The organism is Rhodococcus sp. P4_B6 (assembly GCF_056402215.1).
In genome coordinates this window covers 33,250-46,851 of record NZ_JBFUHV010000062.1, presented here as the reverse complement: position 1 = coordinate 46,851, position 13,602 = coordinate 33,250, and the positions used below count along the sequence as shown (strand labels likewise).

Genomic DNA, 13,602 nt, shown 5'->3' with positions numbered 1-13,602 from the left:
GGTGTCGACCGTCTGACCGCCTTGAAGCAGCTCGGTGAGCTGCACGAGCAGGGGGTTCTCACCGACGACGAGTTCAACACCGAGAAGGCCAAGATCCTGGCCTCCTGACCGGAGAATCACCGAGTGGACGGAACACCCACCATGGACAGTTTCTTGGAGTTCTTCTGGTTCATCTTCGTCTTCTACTTGTTCGTGGCCTACCTGAGAGTGTTGCTCGCGATCATCACCGACCTGTTCCGGGACCACCAGATGTCCGGGTGGCTCAAGGCGCTGTGGCTGCTGTTCTTGTTCCTGATCCCCTTCCTGTCGGCGCTGATCTACCTGATCGTGCGCAACCAGGGCATGACCGAACGGTCCGCGGCGGCCTTCGGGCAGGTCAAACAGGCCCAGGACACCCACATCCGGGAGGTCGCGGGCAAGTCCCCGGCCCAGCAGATCGCCGACGCCAAGGCGCTGCTCGATTCGGGAGCGATCACACCGCAGGAGTTCGAGACGCTCAAGAGCACAGCACTGACCTAGCCGCCGCGACGCGGGGCGCGGGCGTACCCCAGTGCCTGGCGTCCGCCGCCTCGTGGCGGCCGGGTCAGACGCCCGCCGCAACGCCACGGAAAGCGGACGAAGCAGGGCCCTCTCCGGCCTGCACCGATCGGGTCCTCTGATCACGATGCGGCACACACCCTCCCGGAACGGCACTCCGGACCGTCTGCGGGACAGAGACTTCCGGAACCGACAACGGTGATCCTCGCTGGGCCGATCGCACCCCGGTGGGTGATGAGGGGTGCGATGATGAGATATGCGCCGCCATCGTTGGCCGGCCATCGCGCCGCCTGCAGACCGGGGCCTTCGCGTGCACGCACCGATGCCGATCGCGGCCGAGAAAGACCTCACCCTGGAACTGTCCACGGTCACCGCGTTCGCGTCCGGGCTGCTGCTGCAACTGGCAATGAAGGTCACCGGGATCCGCGGCGACTTCGCCCGCTACGAAACCCGCACCCTGACCGACCCGCACGACTGGTCGGCGCGGTGGTCCTATCTGACGGTGCTGGTCCGCGTCGACGACCTCGACGGCCCCGCCGACCCGCTCTTCCGGAGCGAACCCCCCACCAGGGAATCCGGTCCGTATCGGACGACGCCGCTGTACTGGATCGGCGCCTACCCGCGGACCGGGTCGCTGACAGTCACCACCAGCTGGAGCCAGATCGGACTCCATCCCACCTCGATCATCGTCGCTCTCGGCCCCAGCCCGTTCCCCACCGCCTCCGAATCCGGTGCAGGAAGGTAGCGGTCCGCCACTGCCTCAGACCCGGCCGCATCACCGAGCCGCCACCGGGAACCACCAACTCGTTCAGCGGCGCAAGTGCATTGAATGCCTCGGTCCGAGCATCCATAGTCGATCCCTATCACCCGGCCATGTACCGAGAGTGCGGTCCCCGCCGTGGAACCCCAGGTAATGGGACCCGAAACGTGTTCCTACCAGCCCGGCCGGGCGGACAATAGATGGCATGGACGACCGCGAAGAACATGAGATAGATGGCGTCCGAACTCGACTGATCGAGCGCTATCCCGACCTCGACCCGGTGGTGGTCGAGGACCTGATCGAGGCCGCGCTCGGACGGCTCGACGGATGCCGCGTCCGGGACTTCGTCCCGCTTCTGGTCGAACGGGCGGCCACGCGCACACTCGATGCCACGCCCAGCCGTCCACTAACGCCTGCGGCACCGGTGCTCACCCCCGAAGTTCCCGCCCCTCAGGTCACGATCAGCATCCGGGGAGCGCGGCGGCGGATTTTCGCCCGTCGCTCACCACGCCTGTCGTAACCGGTGACACGAGATGGCGAGGCCCGGGAGGAAGCCCGGGGACGGCGGCCCGTCCACCACGCCCGAATGACGGTGTTTCTCATCGTGGGAGAAGACCGGAGGGCCTGACTACGGCGGTGGGGGACATGTCGTCGCCCGGACCGGTTGTCCGCGGTCGGCGTCGAGGAGTTCGTGTCCGAGCCGGCACGCCGGACCACCATTCGTTCTGCAGCGGCGATGATTCTGTCCGCTGATTCCTGGTGCTTGCTCAGGGCCACGGTGCGGGAATCCGGGTTCTCCCGCGAATACAGCACGCTGCGGCGGACAATCGTCGTACCGATACATCGAAGCTTCGGGGAGGACCGGCCATGTCCGATCGCAGCGTTGGGGAGGGCCCCGTGAGGTCCGAGTATCCATCGGGCAAACAGAGGTTTGCGGCCGGCACGTCCATGTTCGCGGCCATCATCATGGTCACCGTCGGCATCATCCAGTTCTGCCAGGGCATCGCCGCGGTCGCCAAAGACGAAGTGTTCGTGCTCGGCATCGAATACGTCTACAAGTTCGACCTCACCACCTGGGGCTGGATCCACCTCGTCCTCGGTGCCCTCGTCGCGATCGTCGGCCTCGCCCTGTTCACCGGCGCCGGATGGGCCCGGGTCTCGGCGATCATTGTCGCTGCGATCTCGATCCTGGCGAACTTCCTGTGGCTGCCCTACTACCCGGCGTGGTCACTGCTGATCATCGCCCTCGACGTCGTCGTCATCTGGGCTGTCTCGACATGGAATCCGGAAAGGATCTGAGAGACGGGAACTTCCGCAGCACCGGCACTCCCACACGGTAACCCCGGCCTGGATCACCTGCAGGGTCCCGCGCCCGGGACGGCACGGCGGTCGGCGATCTCTCGCATGATCGGCATAACGGTCGGACCGGACCGTCACGAAGAGCGACTTCCGGGCGGATCGCCCAGCGGTTCGGAAGTCAGTTGTCGAGACACCAGGATGACGTCTATGCGGATCAAGTTTCACGAACAGCTCGACAACCTGACCAATCAACTGGCGCTGATGTGCCACCTGGCTGGTGAAGCCATCGAGTCGGCCACCGACGCCCTCGTCCGGGCCGATCTTCCGCGGGCCGAGTGGGTCTTCGACCTCACCGAGCAGATCGAGCGGTTACACGCTCCGTGCGAGGAGCAGGCGATGGCGTTGCTGGCGTTGCAGGCCCCGGTCGCCCGGGACCTGCGCCAGGTCGTCACCGGGGTGCATCTGGTGTCGGATCTGAGCCGGATGGGCGGGCTGGCGCAGCATGTGGCCGAGAGTGTGCGCCGCCGGCACCCGAACCACGTCACCTCCGGGGAGACGGAAGAAATCCTGAACCGGATGGGGCGAGCGGCGACCGCGTTGGCCGGCCTCGCCGAACAAGTCCTGCGCACCCATGATCCCGAGCTGGCCGCCGAACTCGGCAGACACGACGACGAACTCGACGACCTGCACCGGCAACTGCTCACCCTGATCGAGGACCCGGCCTGGCCCGGCACCATCCCGGCCGCGGTCGATGTCACCTTGTTGGGCCGTTTCTACGAACGCTTCGGCGACCACACCGTCGTGGTCGGGCGCCGGGTGATCTTCCTCGTCACCGGCGAACAGCTGAACCAGTAGGAACCAGTAGGCGGGCACACTCGGGAGACTCGGCCTCGAGGGACACCCGAGATGTCCGACCCGCGCTTTCGCCACACCCTCGTCGACAGCACTTGTGACCAGCCGATACGCGGTATTGCGGTGCGCCGCGGGCGCGCGTAGATCAAGATTCGCGGATCGAGAGAGTAATCGGTAACGGTGAAACTCGAGAAGCAGAGATCCGGCCGAGAATGTGAAAGCGTTCCCGGCCGAACCCCGGTCTGGGGTCTCCCCTCAGTTTCCGGTCAGTGCCCGCGGATTTGCGCCACCCTTCCGCACAATGACCCGCCGCACATGCAACTTCGGTTGGCGCGTCTCCTTGTCAAGGTAATGAGAATGGACGCATTCGGGTCCGGCACTGCTCGTCAAGGCCGAAACCTATTCTTCCCCTGGCACTTCGGGGAGGGGTGCGTTCCAGGTCAGTCGGGTCCCGCCGGTGTCGTGGGTGGTGAGGGTGCAGGTGCCGCCGGCCTGTTGGGCGCGGGTGGTGAGGTTGTGCAGGCCGCTGCGCGTCACGACCGGGGGCATGCCGATGCCGTCGTCGGTGACGCAGATGGTGAGGTCGTCGTCGACGGAGACGGTGACATCCACGTGGTGGGCGTGGGCGTGGTGTACGACGTTGCTGAGCGCTTCCCGTAGCACCGCTTCGGCGTGGTCGGCGAGGGGGCCGGTGACCACGTTCAGCGGGCCGGTCATGCGCACGGTGGTGCGCAGTCCGCTCTCGCCGGTTTGTTCGGTGATGATCGCGGTCAGCGCCGGGCGCAGCGCGAACCCGTCGTCCTCTCCGCCGTGCAGGTCGAAGATCGCGGTGCGAACATCGGTGATGATGTCCTGGACGTCGTCGATCATCTCCGACAAACGGCGCTGGGCCTCGGGGACGCGGCTGCGGCCGTGGGCGCTTTGCAGGTGCAGGCCGTGTGCGAACAGTCGTTGGATGACGTGGTCGTGCAGATCCCGGGCGATCCGGTCCCGCTCGGCGATCAGCGACAACGCCGTCAGTTGGCGTTGATCGTCGGCCAGCTTCAACGCGAGGGCGGCCTGGTCGGCGAAGGCGGCGGCCAGGGGCAGTTGGTGGTCGTCGAACGGTGCCCGCCCGCGGATGCGGATCACGGCGAGGACCCCGGTCACCGAGTCCGCGGACACCCGCAGCGGCAGCAGCACCGCCGAACCGCCGGGTGGGCCGGCGTCGCGTATCTCCGGGACCCGGATCAGTGTCCCGGTGCGGTAGACCCGGCCGATGGCGGTGTCGTCGACGCCGATCCGCATACCGGGCATGCTCGGGTCGGTTCCGGCGTACGCGGTGATGATGAGGGTGGTGACGTCGGCGGAGGCTTGGTCGAGGTCGTCGGGTCGGGCGATCAGGACGTGGTCGGCGCCGGCCAGGTGGCGGGCCCGGCGGGCGATCAGGTCGAGCACCTCGCTGGGGTCGATGGCGGCGAGCAGTTCACCGCGGATGTCGCTGGCCGCTTGCTGCCACTGCTGGCGTTGTCGTGCTTGTTCGAAGAGGTGGGCGTTGTCGATGGCAATCCCGGCGGCGGCGGCGAGGGCCTGGATGAGGATTTCGTCGTCCTCGGTGAAGGACTGGCCTGCGGCTTTGTCGGTGAGGTAGAGGTTGCCGTAGACCTGCCCGCGGATGCGGATCGGCACGCCGAGGAAGGTGCGCATCGGCGGGTGATGTGCGGGGAACCCCACCGAAGCGGCGTGCCCGGCGATGTTGCCTAGGCGGATCGATGCGGGGTGGTCGATGAGCTCACCGAGCAGCCCGTGCCCGGTGGGCAACTCTCCGATCAGGAGCCGGGTGTGTTCGTCGATGCCCGAGTAGACGAAATCCTGCAACCCGTCTCCGCTGTCGTTGAGCACCCCGAGGGCCCCATAGTGGCAGTCGACCAGCCTGATGGCCGCGTCCACGATCCGCCGCAGTGTCGCTGCCAGGTCGAGGCCGGAGGAGACGGTGAGCATCGCCTCGAGCAGTCCGTCGAAGTGTTCCCGGGAGGCGGTCATCTGCTCGATGCGGTCCTGCATCTCGGTCAGCATCTGCCGCAGCCGCAGCTGCGAGAGCGTGTCGAGCAGGAGTGATTCGTCGTCTCCTGGCATCGTCACCAGCTTTCTGCGCCGCTTCCTCATGGGCCCACCGTTGAGAACGCGGACGCTGCCGGGCGGTGGCGCGTGCACCCCGAGAATATCCCCTTGTCGTCGAGGTCAAACCCGGTCACGGGTGGCCGCTGCGGCACTGGTGACGCCGAGCGACCGGGGCAACGACTTAGGACTCTAACCCTGCTGGGACGACAGGCTCATGCTGAAGGAGGTAGGCGCACGCACCCGACCGCCGCGTCTGGAAAGAAGACCGCAGCGTGATGCGCACCTCCGACCGTGACGGCACCCTGACCCCGACCGAATGCGTCCACGCGTTGCGGTCGGTGCCCACGGGTCGCCTGCTCTACACCGAGGACGCCCTGCCCGCGGTCCGGCTGGTGACCTTCGCCGCCCCCCGCGCCGAGATCGTCATCGCGACCGACAACGAGTCCTGGTTCGCCCGCTTCGATCGGACGTTCGTGGCGTTCGAGGCCGGCCACGTCGAGGCGGGAACCCGGGACGGATGGAGTGTGGTCGTGCTCGGTCACGCCCGCACCGCCACCGGCACCGAGTATCTGTCCGGGTTCGACCACACCGGCCCCTCGCCGTGGACGATCCGCCCCTCCGACGGTTACCTCGTCCTCGACATCGAGTACGTCACCGGACACCGGCTGACCCTGCCCCGGCTGGCAGGCGACCAGCGATAGGGCTCCCACTGCTTGATGACCGTGGTCGGACATGGCCTCGGTAGCGGCGTGATCACCACCGACTTCTCCGGCACTGGCCGGAGACGGCGCGCGACGAGCAAGCGCATGACCAGATCCCGTCTCGGTGCACCGGATGCCACTCACACCGGCACACCTTCGCGGCGTGCAGCCTGACGGAGTAATCGACGCCCCGCACACCCGAATCCGTTCGCGGCGAGAATCTGTCGCCGTCACCGTTCAGACACTCGACTCTTCGGCTGCGCCGGCGAGTGCCGCCAACCGTCAGATCGGTTCGACCTTCGTGTCGGGCACACCGGGCCAGCCCGGAAACTCGGGGCACGCTCGGCTCATCGCATCGGACGGGGCGGACGGGCCGGCAGGTGCCACCGTCGTCGTGTGGGTGACGATGCTTCCGCTCGGCGCGGTCACAGCGAGCGCAGTTCCAGGGCCGAAGGGCACTCGTCCGGGGTCCTTGGCGGCCGGTGCCGCGTGCCGGGCCGCCGTCCACGCACGCCCCGTGAAACGCCGCTGGGAAGGTGCTCTCTCTGTCGCTTCTGCCGATGACCTTGTGCTCTACACCGCGCGATGACCTTGTGCTCTACGCCGCGCGCCCTGGGTGCGGAAGACTCGGATTGCGCAAGGATGGCCGAGGAGGCACGGGATGAATGTCCATCAGTCATCCGCATCACGCTGGTGGAGACTGACTCCGTGGAGCCGAAATCCCCTCATGCGGGCCAGGGACCGTCTCGATGCCGTCGTCGCGGCCGTTGTGATCACCTTCGTCCTGATCATGGTCCCGTTCGCGGCGGCGTTCGGAACGGTGACCAACACCCGCCTGAACGATCAGTCTCGCGCCGACCTGCAGAGCGGACATGCACAATCTGCGGTTCTCATCGACGATCCGCATCAAGTCCTCGTGGGGGGTGCGCCCAGTGACGCCCCGGACACCGAAGACCATGCGACGGCTCAGTGGACTGCACCCGATGGCAACCTCGAGTCCACCGACGTGGAAACCCGACCCGGCGCCCACCGCGGCGACACCGTCTCGGTGTGGATCGATCCTGACGGCCACGTGGTCGACGAGCCCCGATCGGGCCCGGAGAACGCGGCGATCGCCGTCGGCGCCGCTCTGTCGGTGTGGGCCACCGCCGCGGTTGGCTCCTTCCTGTTGCTCTGCGGGGTCCGGTGGGTGAATACGCGAAGCCGGATGCGCCAGTGGGATCGAGAATGGAACGATGTCGGCCGCACACCGGGATGGCCGGTCAGCTGACGATCTCCGCCGTCGAGGGACCACCGGGCACGCCCACCGCAGCAGGGTCGTCGTGCCCGCGATGCCGTGCGTCAGCCAGCCCCAGCAGCCCTTCCCGACTTCCTCCGATTCCGATGCGGGAAAGATGAAGGATCCCCGTGGCCTCGCGGACGCATCACGGGACATCAGAACCAGGCACGCGGCGCGCGGTATGTTCGGCGGCTTTCATCGGCCCATCAGCAGCGTCCTCGCCAGATTTGACCGGAGCGGCTCACGAGTGCGGGCGCGTGTTGTCGGTTTCAGCTGGCGGCCGGGATTCGTGTGGCCCGGCGGCGAGGATGCGGGAGATCGCCGGTCAGGTGCGGCCGCGGATGTTGCTCGCGCACGTGCGGGCTTCGACCGGGACACCGGGGCAGCGCAGCAACTGTCACCCCTTCCGGCATGGGCAGTGGTTGTGGGTGCACAACGGCGCACTGCGCGGGTTTCACGAGCTCACGGTTAACCGCCCGGCGGGACGGGCAGTCTGGATCCATGAGCACGGTGCAGCAGGAGCGGGAAGACAAGTACGACGTCGGCGCCGACTTCGCGGTACCGGACCTGGACGACCTGGTCCCGCCGGGCGGTCGGCTCGACGAAGACACCGTCACCCTCGACAGCGACTACTTCGACACCACGGACCGGGACCTGCTCGGCCAGCACGTCACGTTGCGGCGCCGATCCGGCGACACCGACGGAGGCTGGCAGCTGAAGGTGCCCGACCGCAAGGCGCGCACCGAAATCCGGGTGCCGCTCACCGCGGACGACACGGTGCCGGGCGAGCTGGCCACCCTGATCTCGGGCGTGGCCCTGGGCAAACCGGTGCACCCGGTGGCGACGATCTCGACCGTCCGCCGCCGCCGCCGGATGCTCGACCCGGACGGGAACCTGCTCACCGAGGTCGCCGACGACACGGTCCGGGCCACCGCGGCCGCCGCCGCGGCCGGGGACGGTGCGGTCGCCAGCGACTGGCGCGAGGTGGAGGTCGAACTGGGCGAGAGCGGCGACGGGAAACTACTCCGGAAGATCGGCAAACGGCTGACCCGGGACGACGCCCGCCCGTCCCGGTATCCGTCGAAACTGTCCCGGGCACTGCACCCGAACGGTCCGGGCCCCGCCGACGACGACTCCGGCGCGGAGGTGGTCCGGGAGCTGTTGACCGGCTACCTCGACACCCAGGTCCAGGCGATCGTCGCCGGGGACGTGTGGCTGCGCCGCGGGTTGGACCCGGTCCATGCCACCCGGGTCGGCATCCGACGGTTCCGCAGCACCCTGCGGGTGTTCAAGAAAATGCTGGACCCCGCCGCCCAGGCGCGGCTCGACGAGGAACTGTCCTGGTACGCCGGGATGCTGGGTGAGGTGCGGGACCGGCAGGTCCAACGCGCCCGGTTCGCCGCCGCGGTCACCGACCTACCCGACGAGCTGGTGCTCGGTCCGATCGCCGCCCGGATCGAGAACGATCTGCTCGCCGAACAACTCCGGTACCGGGCCGAGGTCATGGAAACCGTCGACGGCGACCGGTACCGGAACCTGCTCGCCGCGCTGGCGCGGTGGCGCACCGCACCGCCGCTGACCGAGGACGCCACCGCCGGGGCCCGGGTGCTGAAGAAGGCCGCCCGCAAGGCCCGCCGCAAGGCCGACAAGAGGTTGGCGGCCGCCCTCGACGACGGCGACGACGAGGCCCTGCACCGCGCCCGGAAGGCCGCGAAGCGGGCCCGCTACGCCGCCGAGCTCACCCGCGGGCTGGTCGGGAAGAAGAAAGGCAAGAAGCGGGTCGCCGCATACAAGAAGATCCAGAAGGTTCTCGGGGACCACCAGGACAGCGTGGTGGCCCTGGGCACCCTCCGCACCCTCGGGGCCCGCGCCGGGTCCACCGACGGCGAGAACGGGTTCACCTTCGGGCTGCTCTACGGGCTTGAGCTGCAGGCCGCCCAACGTGCCCGCGACGATGCTGCCCGGCTCGCCACCTGACCCTTCGAGGACAGCGGGTTGGGCATGTCGGACAACAGTGGCGAGCGGACGGACAACGAGTGGAACTACCGGCTTCGACACCCGCCAGCCCGACAACCATGCGGCCCGCGCGATCGTCACCCGCTACGGGGCCGCCCTCCGACCCACCTGACGACCGTCCACCGCGCCTGTTCACCCCCTGTTCGTTTGCACCCTGATTCGACCTCTGTCAATATCGACGTATGTCGAAACAAGAGGTGTCGGAGAGCGGTGCCTGCTGCTCACCCCTGGCACGCGAACCCCTGACCGAGGACTGGGCCGGGGATCTGGCCCGGATGTTCAAGGCACTCGGTGACCCGGTCCGCCTGCGCCTGCTGTCGCTGATCGCCTCCCACGCCGGTGGCGAGGCCTGCGTGTGCGACATCTCCGCCACGATCGACCTGTCCCAGCCGACGATCTCCCATCACCTGAAGGTGCTGCGTCAGGCCGGGCTGCTGGACTGCGAGCGCCGCGGCACCTGGGTCTACTACTGGGTGATCCCCTCCGCGCTGCAGCAGCTGTCCGCTGTCCTCCTCGTCGAAGGCACCCCGCCGCTGACCGCGGGCGCGGCCTGCACCTCCACGGAGGTTCCGGCATGAGCGAGGCCACCACGACCGATCACCCCGCCGTTGTCGGGAAACTCTCGACCCTCGACCGGTTCCTGCCGGTGTGGATCGGCGTCGCCATGGTCGCCGGTCTGCTCCTCGGCCGGATGATCCCCGGGCTCGGCGACGCGCTGTCCGCCGTCGAGATCGACGGCATCTCGCTGCCGATCGCCCTCGGCCTGCTGATCATGATGTACCCGGTGCTGGCGAAGGTCCGCTACGACCGGCTCGACACCGTCACCGGGGACCGCACACTGCTCATCGGCTCACTGATGCTGAACTGGGTCCTCGGTCCGGCGCTGATGTTCGCCCTGGCCTGGCTGCTGCTGCCGGATCTGCCCGAGTACCGCACCGGCCTGATCATCGTCGGCCTGGCCCGCTGCATCGCCATGGTGATCATCTGGAACGACCTCGCCTGCGGTGATCGCGAGGCCGCGGCCGTGCTGGTCGCGATCAACTCGGTGTTCCAGGTGATCATGTTCGCCGTGCTCGGCTGGTTCTACCTCTCGGTTCTGCCCGGCTGGTTGGGCCTGGAGCAGACCACCATCGACACCTCGCCGTGGCAGATCGCGAAGTCGGTGCTGATCTTCCTGGGCATCCCGCTGCTCGCCGGCTACCTGACCCGCCGCTTCGGCGAAAAGGCCAGGGGCCGCACCTGGTACGAGACGAAGTTCATCCCCCGGATCGGGCCGTGGGCGCTGTACGGGTTGCTGTTCACGATCGTGATCCTCTTCGCCCTGCAGGGTGAGCAGATCACCTCCCAGCCGTGGGACGTCGTCCGCATCGCGATCCCGTTGCTGGCGTACTTCGCGGTCATGTGGGGCGGTGGCTACGCTCTCGGCGCGGCGATGGGACTGGGTTACGAGCGGACCACCACGTTGGCGTTCACCGCCGCGGGCAACAACTTCGAACTCGCCATCGCCGTGGCCATCGCCACCTACGGCGCCACCTCCGGGCAGGCGTTGGCCGGTGTCGTCGGTCCGCTGATCGAGGTCCCCGTCCTCGTCGGCCTGGTCTATGTCTCGCTTGCGCTGCGTAAACGGTTCGCCGACCAGGCACCGCACGCCGCGCCCGCCGCGGAGCCGGACCGCGTCTGATCCTGACCCCCACTCTTTCTCTGCTTTCTCTGCCAAAACTTGTGAAAGGTTGACTCTCATGGCTTCTCGCCCCAGCGTGCTGTTCGTCTGTGTCCACAACGCCGGCCGCTCCCAGATGGCCGCCGGATTCCTCGCCCACCTCGCCGGCGATCGGATCGAGGTTCGCTCCGCCGGATCCGCCCCGGCCGATCAGGTGAACCCGGCCGCCGTCGAAGCGATGGCCGAACTGGGCATCGACATCAGCGCCGAGTCCCCGAAGATCCTCACCGTCGACGCGGTGCAGGCCTCCGACGTGGTGATCACCATGGGCTGCGGCGACACCTGCCCGGTCTTCCCCGGCAAGAGCTACCGGGACTGGGTCCTCGAGGACCCGGCGGGCCAGGGCATCGAGTCGGTGCGCCCGATCCGCGACGAGATCAAGGCCAAGGTCGAGGCCCTCATCGCCGAGCTCACCGCCCAGCCCGCCACCAGCTGACCGCAACGTCTGCCACTGGCAGAAAGGATCTGATCCTCGTGACTTCCCCGACCACGGCGCGTGACCTGATCATCGTCGGCTCCGGACCCGCCGGATACACCGCCGCCGTCTACGCCGCCCGCGCCGAACTCGAGCCCCTGCTGTTCGAGGGAACCCAGTTCGGTGGCGCTCTCATGACCACCACCGAGGTCGAGAACTTCCCCGGATTCCGCGACGGCATCATGGGCCCCGAGCTCATGGACGAGATGCGCGAGCAGGCCAAGCGGTTCGGTGCCGACATCCGCACCGAGGACGTCGAGGCGATCGACCTCACCGGCCCGATCAAGAAGGTCGTCGTGAACGGCGAGACCTACCAGGCGCACGCCGTGATCCTGGCGATGGGCGCGGCCGCCCGCTACCTCGGCATCCCGGGCGAGGAGCGCCTCCTCGGCCGCGGTGTCAGCGCCTGCGCCACCTGTGACGGCTTCTTCTTCAAGGACCAGGACATCGTCGTGGTCGGCGGCGGCGACTCCGCGATGGAGGAGGCCACCTTCCTCACCCGCTTCGCTAACAGCGTCACCCTCGTGCACCGCCGCGAGGAGTTCCGCGCATCCCGCATCATGCTCGAGCGCGCCAAGGCGAACGCGAAGATCCGGTTCGTCACCAACGCCGAACCCGTCGAGGTTCTGGGCGAGAGCAGCGTCACCGGCCTCGTGATCCGCGACACCGTCACCGGTGAGACGTCCACGCTGGACGTCACCGGCATGTTCGTCGCCATCGGTCACGATCCGCGCAGCGAACTGGTCAAGGGTCAGGTCGACCTCGACGAGGCCGGCTACGTGCGGGTGGCCTCGCCCTCGACGGCCACCTCGCTGGACGGTGTCTTCGCCGCCGGCGACCTGGTGGATCACATCTACCAGCAGGCGATCACCGCCGCCGGCACCGGATGTTCCGCCGCGATGGATGCCGAGCGCTGGCTGGCCGAGCGCGGCGACATCACCGCCAACACCGTCGATGCCGCCACAGCCACCGCTGCGGCCGGGAACTGAGGAGGATCGCATGACGAGTAAACCCTCCGTGTTGTTCGTGTGTGTGAAGAACGGCGGCAAGTCCCAGATGGCTGCGGGGTTGATGCGCCGCGCCGCCGGGGATGCGGTCGAGGTGTTTTCGGCGGGAACGAAACCCGGTTCCGCCGTCAACGCCCTCTCCGCCGAATCCCTGCTGGAGGTGGGGGTGGACATCACCGGGCAGACCCCGACGCTGATCGACCCGCAGCTGGTCCGGGACGTCGACCTGGTGGTCACCCTGGGCCGGGAGGCCCGCGTCGACCCGGTGGACGGGACCCGGTTCGAGAACTGGGACACCGATGAGCCGTCCGAGCGCGGCATCGAGGGCATCGAGCGGATGCGCCTGGTCCGCGACGACATCGCCGCCCGCGTCACCCAGCTCGCCGATCAGCTGACCACAACCGAATCCTGAACCGCCCGAGGAGCAACCGTGTCCACCATTGAAGTTTTCGAACCCGCCCTGTGCTGCAACACCGGCGTCTGCGGTGACGACGTCGACCAGGCGTTGGTCACCTTCTCCGCCGACCTGGACTGGGTCCGCTCCCAGGGCGGAGACATCGCCCGATTCAACCTGGCCAGCGAACCGCTCGCGTTCGCCGAGCGCGAACCGGTCACGGCGTTCCTGCAGGTCGCCGGCTCCGAAGGCCTCCCGCTGGTGTTGGTGGATGGGGTGACCGTGCAGACCGGCCGCTACCCGGACCGCACCCAGCTCGCCAAGTGGGCCGGACTTACCGAGGCCCCGGCCACAGTCGCACCGGCCGGGATCCAGATGCTCGGGCTCACCGACACCACCGACGCCGGGTCCTGCTGCGCCCCCACCGACACCAGCGGCACCAGCTGCTGCTGAAAAGGCTCT

16 protein-coding genes and 1 pseudogene are annotated in these 13,602 nt (G+C 68.1%); 16 read left to right on the top strand and 1 reads right to left on the bottom strand.

Translation table 11 applies throughout. The features are described from left to right. The first annotated feature begins 21 nt into the window (after positions 1-21). The 6 genes from AC1DWT_RS26280 to phoU all read left to right on the top strand — a co-directional run bounded on the left by AC1DWT_RS26280 (position 22) and on the right by phoU (position 3,451). Positions 22-108, top strand: coding sequence for an SHOCT domain-containing protein (locus AC1DWT_RS26280; RefSeq protein ID WP_477922885.1), 87 nt, complete (start codon positions 22-24; stop codon positions 106-108). A 33-nt stretch (positions 109-141) separates the two neighbouring features. Then, positions 142-519, top strand: a complete 378-nt coding sequence (locus AC1DWT_RS26275) for an SHOCT domain-containing protein (RefSeq protein WP_477922880.1) — start codon at positions 142-144, stop codon at positions 517-519. A gap of 274 nt (positions 520-793) precedes the next feature. After that, positions 794-1,282, top strand: coding sequence for a hypothetical protein (locus AC1DWT_RS26270; RefSeq protein WP_477922878.1), 489 nt, complete (start codon positions 794-796; stop codon positions 1,280-1,282). 220 nt (positions 1,283-1,502) lie between these two features. Continuing rightward, positions 1,503-1,817 (top strand): three-helix bundle dimerization domain-containing protein, encoded by a 315-nt coding sequence (locus tag AC1DWT_RS26265; protein ID WP_477922877.1) that lies wholly within the window; start codon positions 1,503-1,505, stop codon positions 1,815-1,817. A gap of 347 nt (positions 1,818-2,164) precedes the next feature. Continuing rightward, positions 2,165-2,596, top strand: a complete 432-nt coding sequence (locus AC1DWT_RS26260; RefSeq protein WP_477922876.1) for a DUF7144 family membrane protein — start codon at positions 2,165-2,167, stop codon at positions 2,594-2,596. Positions 2,597-2,803: 207 nt separating this feature from the next. Further along, positions 2,804-3,451 carry a phosphate signaling complex protein PhoU gene (gene phoU / locus AC1DWT_RS26255; protein WP_477922874.1) on the top strand — a complete coding sequence of 216 codons (648 nt, stop codon included), beginning with the start codon at positions 2,804-2,806 and terminating at the stop codon, positions 3,449-3,451. 396 nt (positions 3,452-3,847) lie between these two features. Here phoU and AC1DWT_RS26250 read toward each other — a convergent pair whose 3' ends face one another. After that, positions 3,848-5,563: a GAF domain-containing sensor histidine kinase gene (locus AC1DWT_RS26250; protein ID WP_477922884.1), complete on the bottom strand. Its 1,716-nt coding sequence runs from the start codon at positions 5,561-5,563 to the stop codon at positions 3,848-3,850. A 260-nt stretch (positions 5,564-5,823) separates the two neighbouring features. Between AC1DWT_RS26250 and AC1DWT_RS26245 the strand changes: the two genes are divergently transcribed. The 10 genes and pseudogenes from AC1DWT_RS26245 (at position 5,824) to arsD (ending at position 13,593) form a co-directional block, all read left to right on the top strand. Beyond that, positions 5,824-6,249 (top strand): pyridoxamine 5'-phosphate oxidase family protein, encoded by a 426-nt coding sequence (locus AC1DWT_RS26245; RefSeq protein WP_477922873.1) that lies wholly within the window; start codon positions 5,824-5,826, stop codon positions 6,247-6,249. A 661-nt stretch (positions 6,250-6,910) separates the two neighbouring features. Continuing rightward, complete coding sequence (locus AC1DWT_RS26240; RefSeq protein WP_477922872.1) at positions 6,911-7,519, top strand: Rv1733c family protein; 609 nt, start codon at positions 6,911-6,913, stop codon at positions 7,517-7,519. 311 nt (positions 7,520-7,830) lie between these two features. Beyond that, positions 7,831-7,992, top strand: a pseudogene (locus tag AC1DWT_RS26235) (class II glutamine amidotransferase); the annotation flags it as partial. A gap of 37 nt (positions 7,993-8,029) precedes the next feature. Then, on the top strand, positions 8,030-9,505 hold the full coding sequence (locus tag AC1DWT_RS26230; RefSeq protein WP_477922870.1) for a CYTH and CHAD domain-containing protein: 1,476 nt from the start codon (positions 8,030-8,032) through the stop codon (positions 9,503-9,505). Positions 9,506-9,726: 221 nt separating this feature from the next. Beyond that, on the top strand, positions 9,727-10,122 hold the full coding sequence (locus tag AC1DWT_RS26225) for an ArsR/SmtB family transcription factor (RefSeq protein ID WP_477922869.1): 396 nt from the start codon (positions 9,727-9,729) through the stop codon (positions 10,120-10,122). Beyond that, a complete protein-coding gene (arsB, locus tag AC1DWT_RS26220) occupies positions 10,119-11,225 on the top strand; it encodes an ACR3 family arsenite efflux transporter (RefSeq protein ID WP_477922868.1) in 1,107 nt (368 codons plus the stop codon). The genes AC1DWT_RS26225 and arsB overlap by 4 nt, the downstream gene beginning before the upstream one ends. Before the next feature lie 58 nt (positions 11,226-11,283). Then, positions 11,284-11,700 (top strand): arsenate reductase ArsC, encoded by a 417-nt coding sequence (locus AC1DWT_RS26215; protein WP_477922866.1) that lies wholly within the window; start codon positions 11,284-11,286, stop codon positions 11,698-11,700. A gap of 38 nt (positions 11,701-11,738) precedes the next feature. Beyond that, positions 11,739-12,728, top strand: a complete 990-nt coding sequence (gene trxB, locus AC1DWT_RS26210) for a thioredoxin-disulfide reductase (protein WP_477922864.1) — start codon at positions 11,739-11,741, stop codon at positions 12,726-12,728. Positions 12,729-12,738: 10 nt separating this feature from the next. Beyond that, entirely contained in the window at positions 12,739-13,158 is a 420-nt protein-coding gene (locus tag AC1DWT_RS26205) for an arsenate-mycothiol transferase ArsC (RefSeq protein WP_477922862.1), read from the top strand. Between the two features lie 18 nt (positions 13,159-13,176). Then, a complete protein-coding gene (gene arsD / locus AC1DWT_RS26200) occupies positions 13,177-13,593 on the top strand; it encodes an arsenite efflux transporter metallochaperone ArsD (RefSeq protein WP_477922860.1) in 417 nt (138 codons plus the stop codon). Positions 13,594-13,602 lie beyond the last annotated feature (9 nt).

What these genes read in the sequence shown, in the direction of transcription:
- AC1DWT_RS26275 (WP_477922880.1), top strand. Translation starts at nt 142, where the DNA reads ATGGACAGTTTCTTGGAGTTCTTCTGGTTCATCTTCGTCTTCTACTTG.
- AC1DWT_RS26270 (WP_477922878.1), top strand. Translation starts at nt 794, where the DNA reads ATGCGCCGCCATCGTTGGCCGGCCATCGCGCCGCCTGCAGACCGGGGC.
- AC1DWT_RS26265 (WP_477922877.1), top strand. Translation starts at nt 1,503, where the DNA reads ATGGACGACCGCGAAGAACATGAGATAGATGGCGTCCGAACTCGACTG.
- AC1DWT_RS26260 (WP_477922876.1), top strand. Translation starts at nt 2,165, where the DNA reads ATGTCCGATCGCAGCGTTGGGGAGGGCCCCGTGAGGTCCGAGTATCCA.
- phoU (WP_477922874.1), top strand. Translation starts at nt 2,804, where the DNA reads ATGCGGATCAAGTTTCACGAACAGCTCGACAACCTGACCAATCAACTG.
- AC1DWT_RS26250 (WP_477922884.1), bottom strand. Translation starts at nt 5,563, where the DNA reads ATGCCAGGAGACGACGAATCACTCCTGCTCGACACGCTCTCGCAGCTG.
- AC1DWT_RS26245 (WP_477922873.1), top strand. Translation starts at nt 5,824, where the DNA reads ATGCGCACCTCCGACCGTGACGGCACCCTGACCCCGACCGAATGCGTC.
- AC1DWT_RS26240 (WP_477922872.1), top strand. Translation starts at nt 6,911, where the DNA reads ATGAATGTCCATCAGTCATCCGCATCACGCTGGTGGAGACTGACTCCG.
- AC1DWT_RS26230 (WP_477922870.1), top strand. Translation starts at nt 8,030, where the DNA reads ATGAGCACGGTGCAGCAGGAGCGGGAAGACAAGTACGACGTCGGCGCC.
- AC1DWT_RS26225 (WP_477922869.1), top strand. Translation starts at nt 9,727, where the DNA reads ATGTCGAAACAAGAGGTGTCGGAGAGCGGTGCCTGCTGCTCACCCCTG.
- arsB (WP_477922868.1), top strand. Translation starts at nt 10,119, where the DNA reads ATGAGCGAGGCCACCACGACCGATCACCCCGCCGTTGTCGGGAAACTC.
- AC1DWT_RS26215 (WP_477922866.1), top strand. Translation starts at nt 11,284, where the DNA reads ATGGCTTCTCGCCCCAGCGTGCTGTTCGTCTGTGTCCACAACGCCGGC.
- AC1DWT_RS26205 (WP_477922862.1), top strand. Translation starts at nt 12,739, where the DNA reads ATGACGAGTAAACCCTCCGTGTTGTTCGTGTGTGTGAAGAACGGCGGC.